Annotated in this window: 17 protein-coding genes and 1 pseudogene; 11 read left to right on the top strand and 7 right to left on the bottom strand. The window is 55.6% G+C overall.

What is annotated here, in order from left to right; genetic code table 11:
- Positions 1-15: 15 nt before the first annotated feature.
- Genes glpX through RAL88_RS00950 form a run of 3 tightly spaced genes read right to left on the bottom strand, consistent with a single transcriptional unit; the run spans position 16 to position 3612 of the window.
- A complete protein-coding gene (gene glpX / locus RAL88_RS00960) occupies positions 16-1005 on the bottom strand; it encodes a class II fructose-bisphosphatase (RefSeq protein ID WP_306266618.1) in 990 nt (329 codons plus the stop codon).
- 46 nt (positions 1006-1051) lie between these two features.
- Entirely contained in the window at positions 1052-2365 is a 1314-nt protein-coding gene (locus RAL88_RS00955; RefSeq protein ID WP_306266617.1) for a homoserine dehydrogenase, read from the bottom strand.
- Positions 2366-2400: 35 nt separating this feature from the next.
- Positions 2401-3612 carry an LL-diaminopimelate aminotransferase gene (locus RAL88_RS00950; protein ID WP_306266615.1) on the bottom strand — a complete coding sequence of 404 codons (1212 nt, stop codon included), beginning with the start codon at positions 3610-3612 and terminating at the stop codon, positions 2401-2403.
- 190 nt (positions 3613-3802) lie between these two features.
- Between RAL88_RS00950 and phaC the strand changes: the two genes are divergently transcribed.
- From phaC to RAL88_RS00915, 7 genes and pseudogenes are all read left to right on the top strand, one after another.
- Positions 3803-5626 (top strand): class I poly(R)-hydroxyalkanoic acid synthase, encoded by a 1824-nt coding sequence (phaC, locus tag RAL88_RS00945; protein WP_306266613.1) that lies wholly within the window; start codon positions 3803-3805, stop codon positions 5624-5626.
- Between the two features lie 12 nt (positions 5627-5638).
- A complete protein-coding gene (gene rnd, locus RAL88_RS00940; protein ID WP_371932198.1) occupies positions 5639-6796 on the top strand; it encodes a ribonuclease D in 1158 nt (385 codons plus the stop codon).
- A gap of 266 nt (positions 6797-7062) precedes the next feature.
- Positions 7063-7899 carry a formate dehydrogenase accessory sulfurtransferase FdhD gene (gene fdhD / locus RAL88_RS00935; protein ID WP_306266611.1) on the top strand — a complete coding sequence of 279 codons (837 nt, stop codon included), beginning with the start codon at positions 7063-7065 and terminating at the stop codon, positions 7897-7899.
- Positions 7896-8525 (top strand): molybdenum cofactor guanylyltransferase MobA, encoded by a 630-nt coding sequence (gene mobA / locus RAL88_RS00930; protein ID WP_306266610.1) that lies wholly within the window; start codon positions 7896-7898, stop codon positions 8523-8525. Before fdhD ends, mobA begins: the two co-directional genes overlap by 4 nt.
- Entirely contained in the window at positions 8518-9060 is a 543-nt protein-coding gene (gene mobB / locus RAL88_RS00925) for a molybdopterin-guanine dinucleotide biosynthesis protein B (RefSeq protein WP_306266609.1), read from the top strand. The genes mobA and mobB overlap by 8 nt, the downstream gene beginning before the upstream one ends.
- The gene (gene glp / locus RAL88_RS00920; RefSeq protein WP_306266608.1) at positions 9057-10349 is read left to right on the top strand and encodes a gephyrin-like molybdotransferase Glp; all 1293 of its coding nucleotides are present in this window, start codon (positions 9057-9059) and stop codon (positions 10347-10349) included. Before mobB ends, glp begins: the two co-directional genes overlap by 4 nt.
- A gap of 76 nt (positions 10350-10425) precedes the next feature.
- Positions 10426-11316, top strand: a pseudogene (locus tag RAL88_RS00915) (NAD(P)-dependent oxidoreductase); the annotation flags it as partial.
- A 62-nt stretch (positions 11317-11378) separates the two neighbouring features.
- Here RAL88_RS00915 and RAL88_RS00910 read toward each other — a convergent pair.
- Positions 11379-12305, bottom strand: coding sequence for a transglutaminase family protein (locus RAL88_RS00910; RefSeq protein ID WP_306266607.1), 927 nt, complete (start codon positions 12303-12305; stop codon positions 11379-11381).
- 120 nt (positions 12306-12425) lie between these two features.
- Between RAL88_RS00910 and RAL88_RS00905 the strand changes: the two genes are divergently transcribed.
- Entirely contained in the window at positions 12426-13325 is a 900-nt protein-coding gene (locus RAL88_RS00905) for a transglutaminase family protein (RefSeq protein ID WP_306266606.1), read from the top strand.
- A gap of 194 nt (positions 13326-13519) precedes the next feature.
- Entirely contained in the window at positions 13520-14737 is a 1218-nt protein-coding gene (locus tag RAL88_RS00900; protein ID WP_306266605.1) for a hypothetical protein, read from the top strand.
- Between the two features lie 75 nt (positions 14738-14812).
- Here the strand turns inward: RAL88_RS00900 and RAL88_RS00895 are convergent, their stop codons facing one another.
- Positions 14813-14947 carry an FCD domain-containing protein gene (locus RAL88_RS00895; RefSeq protein ID WP_306266603.1) on the bottom strand — a complete coding sequence of 45 codons (135 nt, stop codon included), beginning with the start codon at positions 14945-14947 and terminating at the stop codon, positions 14813-14815.
- Here RAL88_RS00895 and RAL88_RS00890 point away from each other — a divergent pair.
- Entirely contained in the window at positions 14929-15420 is a 492-nt protein-coding gene (locus RAL88_RS00890) for an ABC transporter permease (RefSeq protein WP_306266602.1), read from the top strand. The two genes, RAL88_RS00895 and RAL88_RS00890, sit on opposite strands and share 19 nt — an antisense overlap.
- A 50-nt stretch (positions 15421-15470) precedes the next feature.
- A complete protein-coding gene (locus tag RAL88_RS00885) occupies positions 15471-16154 on the top strand; it encodes a fumarylacetoacetate hydrolase family protein (RefSeq protein WP_306266601.1) in 684 nt (227 codons plus the stop codon).
- A 102-nt stretch (positions 16155-16256) separates the two neighbouring features.
- Here the strand turns inward: RAL88_RS00885 and RAL88_RS00880 are convergent, their stop codons facing one another.
- Positions 16257-16703, bottom strand: a complete 447-nt coding sequence (locus RAL88_RS00880) for a DUF4864 domain-containing protein (protein WP_306266599.1) — start codon at positions 16701-16703, stop codon at positions 16257-16259.
- Between the two features lie 71 nt (positions 16704-16774).
- A complete protein-coding gene (locus RAL88_RS00875; protein WP_306266597.1) occupies positions 16775-17593 on the bottom strand; it encodes an alpha/beta hydrolase in 819 nt (272 codons plus the stop codon).
- Between the last annotated feature and the right edge of the window lie 33 nt (positions 17594-17626).

Below are 17626 nucleotides of genomic sequence, written 5' to 3'. Positions count from 1 at the left end.
TCCCCGTCTCTGGCGCTAGGAGAATTTGCTGGTCAGGCTGTGTCTGGCTTTGATCCAGCGCACCGTGTGGCTGGATGAACGCATAACGACTGTGTGGGTGGTGATGCTGTCTTTGTCAAACCGTACACCGGCCAGCATGTTACCATCGGTTACGCCGGTTGCTGCGAACAGAACGTCGCCTTTGGCCATTTCCGACATGTCAAATTTTTTGCTCACATCTTCAATCCCCATCTTGATAGCGCGGTCGCGTTGCTGCTGTGTGTTGATCACAAGCCTGCCCTGCATCTGGCCACCGATGCAGCGTAGTGCAGCTGCGGCCAAGACGCCTTCAGGCGCGCCGCCTATGCCCATGTAAATGTCGATACCGGTTTCATCCGGATCTGTGGTGTGGATGACACCCGCCACATCGCCATCTCCGATCAACCGGATCGCCGCGCCGGTCTGGCGCACTTCCTCGATCATCCGGGCATGCCGCGGCCGATCCAGAATGCAGGCCGTCACCTGATGTATGGCAACGCCTTTTGCCTTAGCCAAGCGGGCCATATTTTCCGCTGGAGCATGATCAAGATCGACTGTCCCTTGCGGGTAACCGGGTCCAATGGCGATCTTGTCCATGTAAACATCCGGCGCATTGAGCAGATTGCCCTCATTTGCGATAGCTACCACCGCCAGGGAATTGGGCAGGTTTTTGGCACAAATCGTGGTGCCTTCCAGCGGGTCCAGTGCGATATCGACTTTCGGGCCGCCGCCTTTGCGGCCGACTTTCTCTCCGATGTAAAGCATCGGTGCTTCGTCGCGCTCGCCCTCGCCGATCACCACGGTTCCGTCAATCTGCAATGCATTCAGTTCATTGCGCATGGCATCGACTGCGGCCTGATCGGCGGCTTTTTCGTCGCCACGTCCGCGCAACCTTGCAGCGGCCACTGCCGCGCGTTCTGTGACGCGGGCCAGTTCCAGAGTGAGAATGCGATCAAGAACCATTTCTTCGGACTGTCTGGTGCTCATGTCATTTTTAAAGGCTGCGCGGCAGCCCCTGCCCCTTTATTCAGATTCAGGCTATTTCCAGCCGGATCAGTTGCGGATCCCCGACAATATGACCGTCGGACCTAATATGCACCAATGCTTCGCGAATGGCACTTTCTGTTGTTTGATGCGTGATCAGAAGCACGGATTTGGTTTCCGGCCCGTTTGAGACACCGGGCTGACCGTCCCGGTTTTTCTGAACGATACTTGCCAGCGAAATACCGGCCTCGGCCATACGCCCGGCAATGGAGGCGAACGCGCCAAGCCGGTCGCTGACTGTAAGCCGGATGTAATAACCGCCTTCATGCGCGCCCATTCTGGCCCGGACATAGGGTTTCAGCTCAGTGACGCTGACGCCCAGCGGCAGTGTACGAAGGCCGCGTGCAATGTCGGCTATGTCGCCCAGCACTGCAGAGGCAGTGGCATCGCCGCCGGCGCCCGGTCCGGACAGTGTGATGTTACCGACCGCATCAGCATCAACAGAAACCGCATTGGTCACGTCGGATATCTGCGCGAGGTGACCTTCCAGGGGCACCATGGTCGGGTGTACCCTTTGCTCAATGCCAGTTGTGCGTCGCTGGGCAACACCAAGCAGCTTGATGCGATAACCAAGCTCAGCCGCGGCCTGGATGTCCTGGGGGGTGATGGAAGAGATGCCTTCCACATAAATATCTTCGCTGTTGATCTGCGTACCGAACGCCAGGCTTGTCAGCAATGCCAGCTTATGGGCCGTATCAAACCCTTCAACGTCGAATGTCGGATCAGCTTCCGCATAGCCGAGTTGCTGCGCTTCCTCCAGACATGCGGCAAAGGATAGATTATCCCGCTCCATTCGGGTCAGGATATAATTGCAGGTTCCGTTCAAGATGCCGGAGACTCGGGATACCTGATTGCCAGCAAGACTTTCCCGCATTGCCTTGATGATGGGAATTCCGCCTGCAACCGCCGCCTCGAAATTCAGGGTAACGCCATGCTTTTCGGCCAGTGTCGCCAATTCGCCGCCATGTTTTGCCAACAGCGCCTTGTTGGCGGTGACAACGTGTTTTCCAGCTTTCAGAGCGGCCCGCACCGAAATGTCGGCAGCGCCTGCATCTCCGCCAATCAGCTCGACAAAGACATCCACATCGGGTGCTGTCGCCAGCGTCACGGGATCATCGTGCCAGGCCAATCCGTCAATTGATATGTCACGCTTGAGATTGCGTGAACGCGCGCTGACCCCCATTACCGATAATGTGCGACCACAACGACTTTCCAGAACGTCTTTTTGTCTGGCCAGAAGCTGAATCAGCGAACAGCCAACAGTTCCAAGCCCGGCAACGCCGAGTCGCAACGCATCTGTCATTGAAGGTCTTTCCGAATTTGCAGTAGAAACAGCGTCTAGGCGCTGATTGGCACGACGTTTGGCATGGATTGCTGGGCAGATGCAAGGAAGCGTCGCAAGTTTCGGGCAGCCTGGCGGATCCGTTGTTCATTTTCCACCAGAGCAATGCGAACATGGTTGTCACCATGTTCGCCGAAGCCGACCCCCGGCGCCACCGCGACGTCAGCCTGTTCGATCAGCAATCTGGAAAACTCGAACGAGCCCATATGTTTGAATCCTTCCGGCAAAGGGGCCCAGGCAAACATCGTTGCACCGGGCGATGGAACATGCCAGCCAGCGCGGGCAAATGAATCGACCATGACATCGCGGCGGCCCTTATAAATTTTACGGGCTTCATGGATGCAATCCTCACTGCCGTTCAACGCAGCGGCCGCTGCAACCTGAATGGGCGTGAATGCACCATAATCCAGATAGGATTTGACCCGTGCAAGCGCTGCGATCAGGCGCTCGTTGCCGACGGCAAATCCCATGCGCCAGCCCGGCATGGAAAATGTTTTAGACATGCTGGTAAACTCTACGGCGATATCGATGGCGCCATCGACTTGAAGGATCGACGGTGGCGGGGGACCGTCAAAATAGATTTCAGAATAGGCCAGATCCGACAAGATCAGCAGGTCATGTTTACGGGCAAAGGCGACAACGTCCTGGTAAAAATCCAGATCCGCAAGAAACGCAGTCGGGTTCGATGGATAATTGAGAATGAGGGCCAGCGGTTTGGGAATACAATGCCGGATCGCACGCTCCGCAGCATGAAAAAATTCGGGGCCGGGCTCAGCGGGAATTGAACGGATTACACCGCCCGACATGATGAAGCCGAATGCATGGATCGGGTAAGTCGGATTCGGCACCAGAATTACATCTCCGGGTGCGGTGATGGCCTGTGCCATATTGGCAAACCCCTCTTTTGACCCGAGCGTCGCCACTACCTGGCTCTCTGGATCGAGTTTCACACCAAAGCGGCGGCCATAATAGGCTGCCTGTGCCTTGCGCAGACCGGGTATGCCGCGCGATGCGGAATAGCGGTGGGTGCGTGGATTTGATACCGTCTCAACCAATTTGTCGACGATGTGTTTGGGGGTCGGCAAATCAGGATTTCCCATTCCCAAATCCACAATGTCCGCCCCGCCTGCCCGCGCCGCCGCTTTGATTTTGTTGACGTGTTCGAAAACATAGACTGGCAGTCGCTTGACTTTGTGGAACTCTTCCATCGGATTTCTCGCTTCATGATGGGTACGGAATCGGGAATTTGGTTTGTTTCACGATACTGTGGCCGTGAAAAGACCAAAAACCTGCGAAACCGCGCAATTATCGGGCCGAATATACACCTCTCGCGCTTTCGCTTGAGTCGGGTCAATGATACACAAGTACTGGAAAACAATAAGATACCTTACAGGGACCATGACGGAAAAACCCAAAGACCCGCTCCGGGACAATCGGCTTTTGGAATATATCGTTCAGAACCCCGAAGTCTTTGCCAATAATCTGGCGCGCGCTGCTGAGGAAGCTGGCCGCGCCTTCGCCGCCTATATCAAGCCGCGAGAAGAAGGCCGGCGCGGCGGGGATGATGCGAATGATGAGATTGCGGAAATCGTAAGGACACTGTCGAAAGTCGGTGAATACTGGTTGTCGGACCCCGAGCGAGCGCTTCAGGCGCAGACCAAATTGTGGACGAACTACATGAATCTGTGGAGTTCCTCGCTGCAGCGCATGCAGGGACATGACGCCACGCCGGCCGTCGAGACACCAAGTGGTGACAAACGGTTTGCTGGCGAAGACTGGGAACAGAACCAGTTTTTTGACTTCCTCAAACAGTTCTACCTGATTACGTCGAATTGGGCGCAACAGATGGTGACCGATGCGGCAGAACTTGATCCGCACACCAAACGCAAAGCTGATTTTTATGTGCAGCAATTATCCAATGCTGTGTCGCCGTCCAATTTTCTGCTCACCAATCCGGAGCTGCTGAAAGAAACCGTCCAGAGTGACGGTGAAAACCTGGTGCGCGGCATGCGCATGCTGGCAGAAGACATGATTGCCGGTGATGGCGAGTTGAAAATGCGCCAGTCCGATGCGAAAAAGTTCAAGGTCGGCGAAAATTTGGCGGTTACGCCCGGCAAGGTCATTTTTCAAAATGAGGTTTGCCAGCTTATTCAATACGCGCCAATTACAGAGAAGGTGCTGAAGCGCCCGCTGCTGATCGTTCCACCCTGGATCAACAAGTTCTACGTGCTCGATCTCAACCCCGAAAAATCCTTTATCCGCTGGGCGGTCGAACGGGGCCAGACAGTTTTTGTGATCTCATGGGTGAATCCCGACGAACGTCAGGCCGGCAAGAGCTTCGAGCATTATATGAAGGAAGGCATATTGGAGGCTCTGAACAAGATCGAGGCCGCGACCGGTGAAAAAAAGGTCAATGCCATAGGCTATTGCGTTGGCGGCACGCTGCTGTCGGTAACGCTTGCCTATTTGGCGGCAAAGAAAGATACACGGATTGCTTCTGCGACCCTGTTTACCACACAGGTGGATTTTACCCACGCAGGCGAGCTGAAAATCTTTGTCGACGAAGAACAGATCAAAGCCCTTGAGAAACGCATGGAAAAACGCGGTTATCTGGAAGGCTCGAAGATGACAAATGCGTTCAACATGCTGCGGTCCAATGATCTGATCTGGCCGTATTTTGTCAATAATTACATGCGCGGCAAAGAGCCCTTCCCGTTTGATCTGCTGTACTGGAATTCGGACAGCACGAGGATGCCGGCGGCCAATCATTCGTTTTATATGCGGAACTGCTATCTGGAAAACAATCTGTGCTGCGGCAAAATGGTGGTGGATGATGTCTGTCTTGACCTGTCGAAGGTCAAAATCCCAATCTATAATCTGGCGACACGGGAAGATCACATTGCGCCGGCCCTGTCAGTGTTTACCGGATCGGCGCATTTCGGAGGCCCGGTGCAATTTGTGATGTCCGGATCGGGCCATATTGCCGGCGTCATCAATCCGCCGCACAAAAACAAATATCAGTACTGGACCGGCGGCGCACCGCAGGGCGACTTTGAGGAGTGGCTCACAAAGGCAGACCAACATCCAGGATCATGGTGGCCACACTGGCAGTCCTGGATCGAGAGTCTCAACAACACACAGGTGCCAGCCCGCCAACCCGGCGACAACGGCATTGAGATTATCGAAGATGCACCGGGTTCCTACGTTAAAACCAAGGCTTGAATTTTGTCCGAAATAACGACTTTGACCGATACAAAGGCGCTCGCCGAGATGTGCGCACGCCTGGCTACACATCCCTATGTCACCGTTGACACCGAGTTTCTTCGAGAAAGCACCTACTGGCCCATATTGTGCCTCATACAGGTGGCCAGCGAAGACGAAGCGGCGCTGATTGATCCGCTGGCCGAAGGGCTGGATCTTGCCCCCTTCTTCAAGCTGATGGCCGACAGGAATGTGGTGAAAGTGTTCCATTCTGCGCGTCAGGATCTGGAAATCATCCTTAAGCTGGGTGATCTGATCCCGGCTCCGTTGTTTGATACCCAGATTGCAGCGATGGTCTGCGGCTATGGCGACAGCATCAGCTATGATCATCTTGTGCTGAAAATCTGTGATGTCCAGATCGACAAATCATCGCGCTTCACCGACTGGAGCCATCGTCCGCTCAGTGAAAAGCAACAGGCCTATGCTCTGGCTGATGTGACCCATCTGCGAGACATCTACAAATCTCTCAAAGACAGTCTGGAGCAGCAGAAACGGTCCGGCTGGCTGGATGAGGAAATGGCCATTCTGGAAAGCCGCGGCACGTATATTGTCGAGCCGGAAGATGCCTGGAAACGCCTGAAAATGCGGGCCCGCAAGCCGATTGAGCTGGCTGTCACACAGGAATTGGCCGCTTGGCGTGAAGCAGAGGCGAAAACCCGAAACCAGCCGCGCGGCCGTATCATCAAGGATGATGCAATTTATGAGCTGGCCTCGCAACAGCCCGAAAACACCCAGGCTCTGGGCCGGATGCGCGCCTTGCCGAGAGGCTTTGACCGGTCGAAATTCGCAGATGCGGTGATTGCTGCGGTAAAGCGTGCCAAATCCATTCCCAAGGATCAACTCCCTGTTGTGCCGCGCCCGGCCCGGCGCCCCCAAGGATCAAGTGCGGTGGTTGAATTGCTCAAGGTCCTGCTCAAGCTGGTGTGCGAGGAACATGGCGTTGCCTCCAAGATCATCGCAAATATGGATGATCTGGAAAAAATCGCCGATAGCGATACAGCGAATGTCGCTGCTCTTTCCGGATGGCGCCGCGAGTTGTTTGGTGAACCGGCCCTGCAGGTCAAGGCAGGTAAACTGGGTTTCGCGCTTTCAAAACGGAAAAAAGTGGTTCTGGTGCCGATTGGCGAATGATCGGGTATTTGCTGGCCAAAGGTCTGATATCCACTACCGCAGCTGGATTGTTTATAAGGAAGCTGTCAGGGAAGTGCGGCTTTCAGGGCAACATGAATGGTCTGCACTTATCGGACCTACGTGCCCCTGATCGTACACTAAGGCAGGTCTGCAGCAAAATGTGCTGTTGACCGTTTCAAAAGCCAAGCCCGCCCTTTGCGCAGTGCTGACGGTCCGCTATAGATGAACCAGAGCCACCCGTTACAGACAGGCGATCCGACCCCACCATGAGTGATCTCATTATCTCTCCAAAGCCGGACGATCCGAAACTGTCGGCCTCGGTGAGCGGTTTTGATCAGACCGGGGTCCCTGTGGAAACCCGGGTCGTCACCGAACGGGCATTGACGCTTTACCTGAACCGCCAGGAAATCGTCACGATGATGACGATCGGTGATCATCCCGACCTGCTGGCGGTGGGTTATCTGGCGAACCAGAACATGCTGGAACCGGACAACCCGATTACCGGGGTGGACTATGATGATGATCTGGGTGTCGTGGTTGTGCGGACCCGGCACGAAACCAACTTTGAGGAAAAGCTGAAAAAGAAAATCCGCACATCAGGCTGCGCCCAGGGCACGATTTTTGGCGATGTGATGGAAAGTTTTGAAGATGTGAAGCTGCCCGGCAACACCATCCTTTCTGGGCGCGTTTTGCAGAACCTGCTGAAAAAGATCAATACAATGCCATCACTGTACCTGACCGCTGGCGCAATTCACGGCTGCGTTCTGGCGCGGGACGACGCGCCCATCGCCTATATGGAAGATGTCGGACGCCACAATGCTGTCGACAAGATAGCCGGCTGGATGTGGCTGAATGATTGTGATCCGGCAGATAAACTGTTTTACACTACCGGCCGCCTCACCTCCGAAATGGTCATCAAATGTGTGATGATGGGAATTCCAATCCTGATTTCACGCTCCGGCTTCACGGCCTGGGGCGTGGATCTGGCGCGCAGCGCCGGCCTGACCCTGATTGGCCGGGCACGCGGCGCCCGCTTCACGGTGCTGTCCGGTGAAGAGCGTGTCATTTTTGACAGCCAACCAGTAACAGAAACCTCAAAATGACCGACACTCAGGGAATCCTTGGCGTTATCCTTGCCGGTGGCCAGTCCCGGCGGATGGGTGCGGTTGACAAGACGCTGATGCCGCTGGCCGGTGTGCCAATGGTGGAGCGTGTGCTGCGCCGCATCCGCCCGCAATTGCCCTTGGTCATTGTCAACACCAATGCGGACATGAGCAAATTTGACAGTCTTGCCATTCCTGTCGTTGCCGATACTGTTGCTGGCTATGCCGGACCGCTGGCCGGAATTCTGGCTGGCATGGACTATGCCCGGCAGAACGGATTTCAACATGTCTGCAGTGTGGCAGCCGATACGCCGTTCTTTCCGCGTGATTTTGTGTCGAGACTGGCTGAGTCCCGGGATCACGACATTGTCCTGGCGTCGTCACAGGGGTTCCGGCAACCGACTTTCGGCCTTTGGTCGCTCGAATTGTTGCCTGATCTGACAAGTTTCCTGAAGGACGGCGACGAGCGCAAAATCATGCGCTTCGTGCAGCAGCATCGCTGGACCACGGTGGCGTTTGACACAAAGCAGGCCAATGGTGCAGACCCGTTCTTCAATATCAATACGCCGGATGATGTGACGCTTGCGGAACAATATCTGGCCGATGACGAGACCGAGCATGTTTGAGCAAACTCCGGTATTTGGCGTCACGGGCTGGAAAAACTCCGGGAAAACAACCCTGGTCAGCCGGCTGGTGGCGGAGATTACGTCACGCGGATTTTCAGTTTCGACCGTCAAGCACGCCCATCATAATTTCGATATCGATCAGAAAGGACGCGATTCCTACGCCCATCGTGAAGCGGGTGCCCATGAAGTGGCGCTGGTTTCGGGACGCCGCTGGGCACTGATGCATGAATTGCGCGGTGAAGATGAACCTCTGCTTGAAGATGTACTGGGAAAACTGGCGCCCTGTGATCTGGTGATAGTGGAAGGTTATAAGCGCGAGTCGCACCCAAAAATTGAAGCACGTCGTGTCGGTTCCAAGTCCGACCGGCCTCTTGCACCGGACGATCCGCATATTGTCGCGCTGGCCAGTGACACCAGCCTGATTGGCGAAGCCCTGCCAGTCTTTGATATCGACAATGTCGCAGAAATTGCTGATTTCGCTCTCAGGCACAGCGGCTTGCCAAATCGAAAAACCAGCGATCGCGCCGTATCATGACGGAACCGCGCAAGCTTCTGAATGATTGTTTTCTGCACGATAAGGACCGCTTGCGCCATGATGATGTGCTGACCCTGCTGCGCGAGCGCATCAGCACAGTGGCCGGGACCGAAACCATCGTGCTGGAAGCTGCCTGCGGGCGCATTCTGGCGCAGCCCATCATTGCGCCGCGCAATGTGCCTTTATCCGACAATGCTGCGGTTGACGGCTATGCGTTTTGCCATGCGGATTTCAAGGCGGTTGGAGGCTGGTTCGAAGTTGCCGACCGGGTTGCGGCAGGCCATGCCCGTAAACAGGCCATGCCAAGGCAGACCGCCGCCCGCATATTTACCGGCGCGGCGATGCCGGACGGGCTCGACACAGTGGCGATGCAGGAAGATTGCGAGCCGCATATCCAGAATGATCGGCCGTTTGTCGCCATTCCGCCTGGTTTGAAACAAGGCGCGAACTGCCGCAAATCAGGTGAAGATGTGCTTGAGGGCACCACAGTTCTGGTGGCGGGAGACAGCCTGCGTGCTCAGGATCTGGCTGCCATTGCCTCGCTGGGTATCAGCGAGGTTGTGGTTTATCGGAAATTGAAGGTGGCGCTGTTGTCCACCGGTGATGAATTGCTGCGCCCTGCCCCCGGTGTGGCACCGCAGCCCGGCCAGGTGTTCGATGCCAATTTCTTCATGTTGAAAGGGCTTTTGGAAACTTTGCCGGTTGTGGTGACGGATTTTGGCATATTGCCGGATGATGCCAGACTTATCCGGGAGACAATCTCAACTGCCGCTGCGGGCCATGACATGATTCTGACATCCGGCGGCGCCAGCCGTGGCGACGAAGATCATATCATCACGGCACTGGATGCACTGGGACAGCGCCATCTCTGGCAACTGGCGATCAAGCCCGGACGGCCGATGACCATGGGGCAGATCGGCGATTGCGTTTTTGTCGGCCTTCCCGGCAATCCGGTTGCGGCCTTTGTCTGCTTCCTGCTTTATGTGCGCCAGATCATCCTGTCGCTGCAAGGCAGCGCGTGGCACGATCCGGTACGGTTTCCAGTCAAGGCGGCGTTTGCCATCGCGCGCAAGAAACCAGACCGGCGCGAGTTTTTGCGCGGAATCTTAGGGCGGGCCGAGCCGGACACACTCAGCGTGACAAAGTTCGACCGCGATGGCTCCGGGCTGATTACCAGCCTGCGGGAGGCGGACGGGCTGATCGAAATTCCCGAGGCCGTGACGCAGATCGAGCCCGGTGATACGGTGAGTTTCATTCCGTTTACCGAACTTGGACTTCCATCCCGTTGAGTTGCCGGGGAAAGTGTACCCCTGGCACGCTTGACAAGGCACCCAATGCACGAGACTAAACCTTCAAACATATCCGAACCTGGAGATCAAAATGGCAAAAGTTGCGTTTATCGGCCTGGGCGTCATGGGATACCCCATGGCAGGTCATCTGAAAACCAAGGGCGGTCATGACGTCACGGTCTATAATCGTTCTGCGGAAAAGGCTGACAAATGGGTTTCCGAATTTGACGGTACGACTGCGGCAACACCTGCGGAAGCTGCCAAAGACTGTGACTTCGTGTTTTGCTGTGTTGGCAATGATGATGATCTGCGATCGGTGACAATCGGCGCGGATGGCGCATTCAGCGCCATGAAATCCGGCGCGGTGTTTGTCGACAACACCACCGCATCTGCGGAAGTTGCGCGCGAATTGCGGGCGGCAGCTGACAACAAGGGTTTCAGTTTCCTCGACGCGCCCGTCTCCGGCGGTCAGGCGGGAGCGGAGAACGGTATTCTGACGGTGATGGTCGGCGGTGACGAGACCGTTTTCAAACAGGCTGAACCGGTGATCTCGTGTTACGCCCGCATGGTCGGCCTGATGGGCCCTAGCGGTGCCGGACAATTGACCAAAATGGTCAACCAGATCTGCATTGGCGGGCTGGTTCAGGGCCTTGCGGAAGCTATTCAGTTTGGTCAACAGGCCGGTCTTGATATGGAAAAGGTGATTGGTGTGATTTCCAAAGGAGCCGCAGGCTCCTGGCAGATGGAAAACCGCTATAAAACTATGCTGGCCGGTGAATATGAACACGGATTTGCGGTCGACTGGATGCGCAAGGATCTCGATATCGTTCTCGCCGAAGCGCGCCGCAATGGCTCAACTCTGCCTGTGACGGCGCTTGTCGACCAGTTTTACGCAGAGGTCCAGGCCATGGGCGGCAAGCGCTGGGATACTTCAGCCCTGCTCGCCCGCCTGAAACGGAAGAGCTGATTGTTGTTGGCAGTGAAACTTTCCGGGATTCAGATATGTCACCAGTAGTGCCGTGGATTACTTCATCCCGGCTCTTCTGTTTCCGACACATCGACCGATACCTGCAACCCGAGATACATCTCACTGGTGCCCCTGAAGCTGCCGGACACCGGGGAGGCTTGTGATGGCGTGCGTGTTGTTGCGACACGAATCAAGGCCCTGCCGCCGACTATTCTGTTGGTCGGGTCAAACTCGATCCAACCCTCGCCGGGAATAAAAACATCTGCCCAGGCATGGGTCGCGCCGCCCCCGACCGGGGTATTGGAAGTGCCTGGTGAAGTGCCATGTGAAGTGCCTGGTGAAATATCCGGATTCGTTGGCATGTCATCGAGATAGCCCGTGACGAAGCGTGCGGCAAATCCGAAAATGCGTGCCGCTTCCATGAACAGAAAGGCGAAATCCCGACAGGTTCCGACACCTCTCAAGATTGTCTCTGCGGGCGATTGCGTGCCCATTTCTTCGCGCGAGGAATATCCAAGATTGTTATGGATCGCATCACTGAGGCTGCGCAGAAAACTGAAGGCTTTCTCTGGCCGGTCGATAAATACGGAATTCAGCCATTGGTTCAACACCTCCGTATCCTGCGGGTGATGCAGGGCAAGATAAGGCGACAGATCCAGTGTGTCTTCCTCGGAATAGGCAAACGGAAACAGGCAGATGTGTGCCCCTGGTGGCCTGAAGGCGCGCTCCGATGGGTAGCGCCGGATGACCAGTTCGCTCTGGATCAGGAGATGGTCTGCCGGTTCAGTGAAGACCGCTTCAGCAACAGAATTGCCGAATGTGTCAAAATACCAGCGCAGCGAGGCTTTCGGTTTGATCGTCAACAGTGCATCATCCACCCACAGATCGTGGCCGTCCCGCGGACGCAGCATGAGGCGGTGCGGATTCAGACCGACTGGACTGGCGTAGCTGTATTCCGTACGATGGGTAATACGCAGAATGCGAGACATAGGAACCTTCCCAGATCCAGGACGTTATTTCAACAACATCAAAGCGTACGAACCAAGTCGCTTTGACGGTGTCTTCCGACACACAAGAAACCAAACCTTGGCGGGATAAAGGCTGCAGATATGCTTATCCGAATCGGCTATGAAATTGAGATAGAAAGTGTGGGGCCTGTGCCGCTGCTTATGGCACTTTCCGTGCATAGCAGTTTTCAGGGCCGCATCATAGGTGAGGACCGCGTCAGAGCCCAACCGGCAGGTGAAAAGCCTGTCCATGTTTATATTGATCAGTTTGGAAACCGCATCGCGCGCGTCACCGCACCGGGTGGCCCGCTCAAGCTGTGGTCCGATTGTGTTGTTGAAATCGACGGCAAGGAGGACCCGCAAAGCCCTTTGGCGGAGCAACATGAAGTTCAAAATCTTCCCGACGAGGTTCTGCGATATTTGCTGCCAAGCCGCTATTGTGACAGCGACAACCTGGTTGATGCGGCATGGCCCCTGTTTGCCAACTATCCCACCGGCTGGTCGCGGGTTCAGGCGATTTCGCAATTCGTGCATGATCATGTCACATTCGGCTATCAGTTCGGCCGTGCCAACAAAACTGCGTCCGAAGTCTATCGCGAAAAGACCGGTGTTTGCAGGGACTTCGCTCATCTGACCATATCATTTTGCCGGGCGATGAATATTCCGGCGCGCTATGCCAGCGGATATCTTGGCGACATAGGCGTGCCCTATTCGGGACCCGGTGATTTTTGTGCCTGGCTGGAGGTCTATCTGGGCGGGAAATGGCACACATTTGATGCACGGTATAACGTGCCAAGAGCCGGCCGTATCCTGATGGTTCGCGGGACGGATGCGGCGGATGTCGCGATGATTACATCTTTCGGTGATTATAAGCTGAGCTATTTCCGGGTGTGGACCGATCAGATTGACGCCTCACTCTCCGAGAAAGCGATTCTGGAAATGCTCAAAACCCGGCCTGTCAGCGAACCGCTGGTGTTTCCTGTGGCAACCAAGGTGGCCTGACAGCATAGGCTTCACCCACGCGAAAATCCTGGTGCCAACTGCGAGCTTCGCGAGCGTACCGGATGTGCGTTATACGTTGTAAACCCACCCGGTGACGCGTCTTGCGGCTACCGACTTGCTCCATTATCCTTTCTGAGTGTTGCGAATCAGGTATTTTCAACACTTTGGGTTGGAAGCTGGTGGGGCAAGGCAGCATGTCTGAAACAGTATCAAACGCGACAGAGCGCCAGAAAAAGGCGTTTGGCCTGCTGTTGCGCCGCCTTAGCGAGAATGCTGGCCTGACCAACAGCCAGAATGCGCTGCGCGATCAGATCTATCACATGGCTTCAACCGGCCAGTTTGGAGACGCGTTTGAAATAAATCACCGGTTACTTCTGGAAGTCGGCAATGCGGATGCCGAAGGTGCTGCATCTGACGAGGCGCCGGCCCATTTCCTCAGCCGGTTTTTCAAGCGGCCGGACGTTGCCGATCCGAACCTTCCCGCCGTTTTTCAAAGCCGCGAGCGGCAGTTGTCGACCCTGGCGCTGGACCGCGCCGTGTTGCTGGGCATGAGCGGTCAGCCCGGCGAAGCAAATGATCTGCTGGATAAACTCATGGAGGCTCGGGGCGAGGATCCCGGCAACCATATGGCAGAGGAAATTTTTGAAGCCGCGCTCGGTCTGGCCGATCTGTCCGCAAGCACTTCGCGCAGACATCAGATACTGCATGCACGAATGTCCTTCTTCTTTGATATGGCCCTTCAAGACGGCGATGACGAGAAGCTGCGGACCGCGCTTCAGGCGGGTGAACTACTGCACTGTGATCTTGCAGCTCTGGACGATGTGGCCGATCATCCGGAGGCAGTGCGTACCTGTGCGGACATGATGCTTCAATTCGGCCGCAGCCATGAACGCACCGGGATGCTGAAATCCGCCTCCATTATGCTCTCCGCCGCAGCTCAATCGTTACGCAAAAGCGGCCAGATCAAGCAAAGTTATGAGTTGGTGGTGGAAAGTCTTCACGCCGAGATTGCCCTTGCCGGGCTGATGGGTGACGCCTCTGAACTGGCCGTCCTTTCCAAGCGCCTGCGCGACATCGTCGATCTGCCTGATACCATGCTGACAACAGAAACGCGCGGACAGACGCGGTATTTTCTGGGCACCTGCCTTGCCAGACAGGCGGATATTGACGGCCGGATTGTTACCTTGCGCAAAGCGTTCGGCTATTTTGAAGCGGCAGCGAAACAATTTGCCGAGATAGGATTGGAAGCCAAGGAACTGAAATCGTTGCGCGATCTGGCACTGGCCAAAGTGACTGCTGCGGAGTTGCTGGCACTCAATAGAGATAATTCCGACACTGATCTTGTGTTGGCCCAGCGCTACAACGCGGAAGCTCTGCAACTGCAACAGGAATTGTCGGCCCGCCTCGGCTGAATTGCTCCTTGCTCAATATTCGGGACCGATCCGCAGGCTCTGTTCGGCGGCATCGCACAAAATCTGTAAATTATTCTAAACCGACAGAAGGTGGCTCTGCATGACTGCGTGTGCAGCCGCATGATCGCGGTCCTCAATCGCATCGACCAGCGTATCGTGTTCGGCAAAACCGTGATGGCCGGCGGGCAGAGTTGAAGTGTTCTGCCTCACCTCTCATCCGGTGCAATGCACCCCCCCTGGCGGCACTGATCCCTTTGCTAATTCTGTTTGGCATCGGTGTTCAGACGGTGATCATCACCACAACCCTGTTCGCGGTATGGATCATTGTTCTGGACAGCCGTGCCGGAGTGAAACAGATATCGCCCTCACTGGTGGAAATGGCCCAATCGTTCGGCGCCTCGCCACTGGCGGCCTTCACCAAGATTTATATCTGGGCAGCACTGCCGGAAATTTTGGCAGGCGTACGGATCGGGCTTATCAGGGCCGTCAAAGGCGTCATTATCGGCCAGTTGCTGGTGTCGATTGTCGGGTTTGGCCGTCTGTTCGAACTCTACTCGTCCAATTTCCTGATGGAGCATTTCTGGGCAGTTCTGCTGGTCCTGTTCTTCTTTGCATTCGCCATTGCCGAAGCTCTGGCCTATCTGGAACGCCGTGTTGACTATTATGCCGCCAGCCGATCATAGGCACCGTTTTTGCCACAACCAATTCGCGACATATCTGAAGGAAGCCACATATGAATTACGTAATTGACGCACCGCAGCAGGCGACAGTGTCTGTCGCGGGAACTGACGATCTGTTTCCCATCCGCCGGATTTACTGCATTGGCCGCAACTACGCCGACCACGCTATTGAAATGGGTCATGATCCGGACCGGGAGCCGCCGTTTTTCTTTCAGAAGAACCCCAACAATGTCGATGAAAGCGGGACCTTCCCATATCCGCCGCACACTGAAGATGTGCATTTTGAAATTGAAATGGTCGTTGCCCTGAAAAGCGGCGGTCGCAATATTGCTCTGGACGGCGCTCTCGACCATGTGTTCGGCTATGGTGTCGGCTTTGACATGACGCGCCGTGACCTGCAGAGCGTGATGAAGAAAATGGGCCGCCCCTGGGAAATCGGCAAGGCATTTGAGCAGTCCGCACCTATGGGGCCGCTTTATCCGGTGTCCCAGGTCGGCCATCCTGAAGCCGGCCGCATCGAGATGAAGGTGAATGGCGAGCAGAAACAGATCGGCGATCTCAATCAGATGATCTGGAAAGTGCCGGAAATGATCAATTATCTGTCCGACTATTACGAACTTGCGCCGGGCGATCTGATCATGTCGGGAACGCCCGCCGGTGTCGGGCCGATTGTGCGTGGCGACGTCATGGTCGGCACAGTTAAAGGTGTCGGTGAGTTTCGCTGCGAAGTTATCTGATCTGAGGCCGCTTGCTTCAAACAAGTAGAATCTAAATTATCCGGGGAGCGCTAACGCTTCCCGGTTACCGCTTTCAAGGCGCGGCAATACGGTAGAGCCTCGCTACACCTTCGCGCCCTTATCGGGAACCAGATAGCAACCGCTGATCTTCCAGCTGCCATCGGCCTGTTGTTCCAATGTGTAGACCGCCAGCCAGTCCTTGCCTGCCGGACCGGTGATATAGACTTCCTGCACCGGTCCTGTCGGGCCGTCCACCAGCCGACCGAATTCGAATGTACGCGGCCGGAAAACCTGCGGATATTGCTGGCGCACCATGTTCATGAAGTTCTCTTCAGTCACGAACATGTTCTTGATTGAAGGTGCGGCAAATGAAAAAGCCGTCGACGAATTATCTGTGACAAAAGCATCAACCTGGCTGCGGATGATGGACTGGATTTCGGTCTGATCTGCTGCCGCAACATTCTGCGCTGCAGCCATTCCGGATGTCAGGCCGATCATGGCAATTGCGCCTGCTGTGGCAGCGATTGCCCGTGTGATGATTTTATGCATGGTTTCCTCCGTCAGTCGTGGTGCCCTTATGCCACTTACGTCGAAATCCCGCTTTTGGATTGCCCGACTGTTCAGCCGGCCAGCGCGGCAATACGTTTGACCAGCAGACTGTTCTGGTCAATCAGCGGTTCAACGGCGGTAAAATGATTGGCACCGGCGATTTCAATATAAGTCGTGTGGGCCGAATTCTCGCGCCACTTTGACGCAAAGTCCTCACTTTGCCGCAGGAACTCATCCGATTCGTCCGAACCGACCCATGCATCGAAAGAAATGCCGGGTTCCGGCGCGGCAAAATAGGGGCTGGCAGCCAGTGCGGTTTTCAGATCGAGCTTCAAATCATGATTCATCGAGACATGCAGCATCGGTGTCAGATCATAAACACCTGAAATGCCCAGCCCGGCCACAACCGGGACCGGTAATCTGTCCACACTGTTTTTCTGACACAGAAAAGCTGCCAGATGGCCGCCGGCAGAGTGACCGGTCATCATCAAGGGCCGCTTTTGCGTTTCGCCGAGAAACCGGCAGCAGGCCTGCAGCTCTTCGCCAATACCGGGAATATCAATGCCGGGACACAGAGTATAATTGGGCATCGCGACATCCAGGCCATGGGCCATCAGGCCACCAGCCATGTGGCTGAACATGTCCTTGCTGAGGCCGCGCCAATAGCCGCCATGAATGAACAGCACCACAGGTGAGCGGCGTGCCGCCGAATCATCGCTGCGAAACACATCGATCAGATTTCGCTCTGCCGTACCGTAGCGAAGCGTTTCCGGAGGATGGATGGCGCGGAATTCGGCTGCCTGTTTCTCCCAGCGCGGAAGAATTTCGACATGTTCCGGCACCAGAGCGCGGTTGTCGTATTCAGCTTCCAGATCCAACTTGCTTTCCATATGGTGGCTTTTCCCCTAAATGGTTTCTACCGT

Source organism: Pararhizobium sp. IMCC3301 (genome assembly GCF_030758315.1).
Taxonomy (GTDB): Bacteria; Pseudomonadota; Alphaproteobacteria; order Rhizobiales.
Note: the sequence above shows the minus strand (reverse complement) of the source record. Positions and strands in the feature narration are given on the sequence as shown.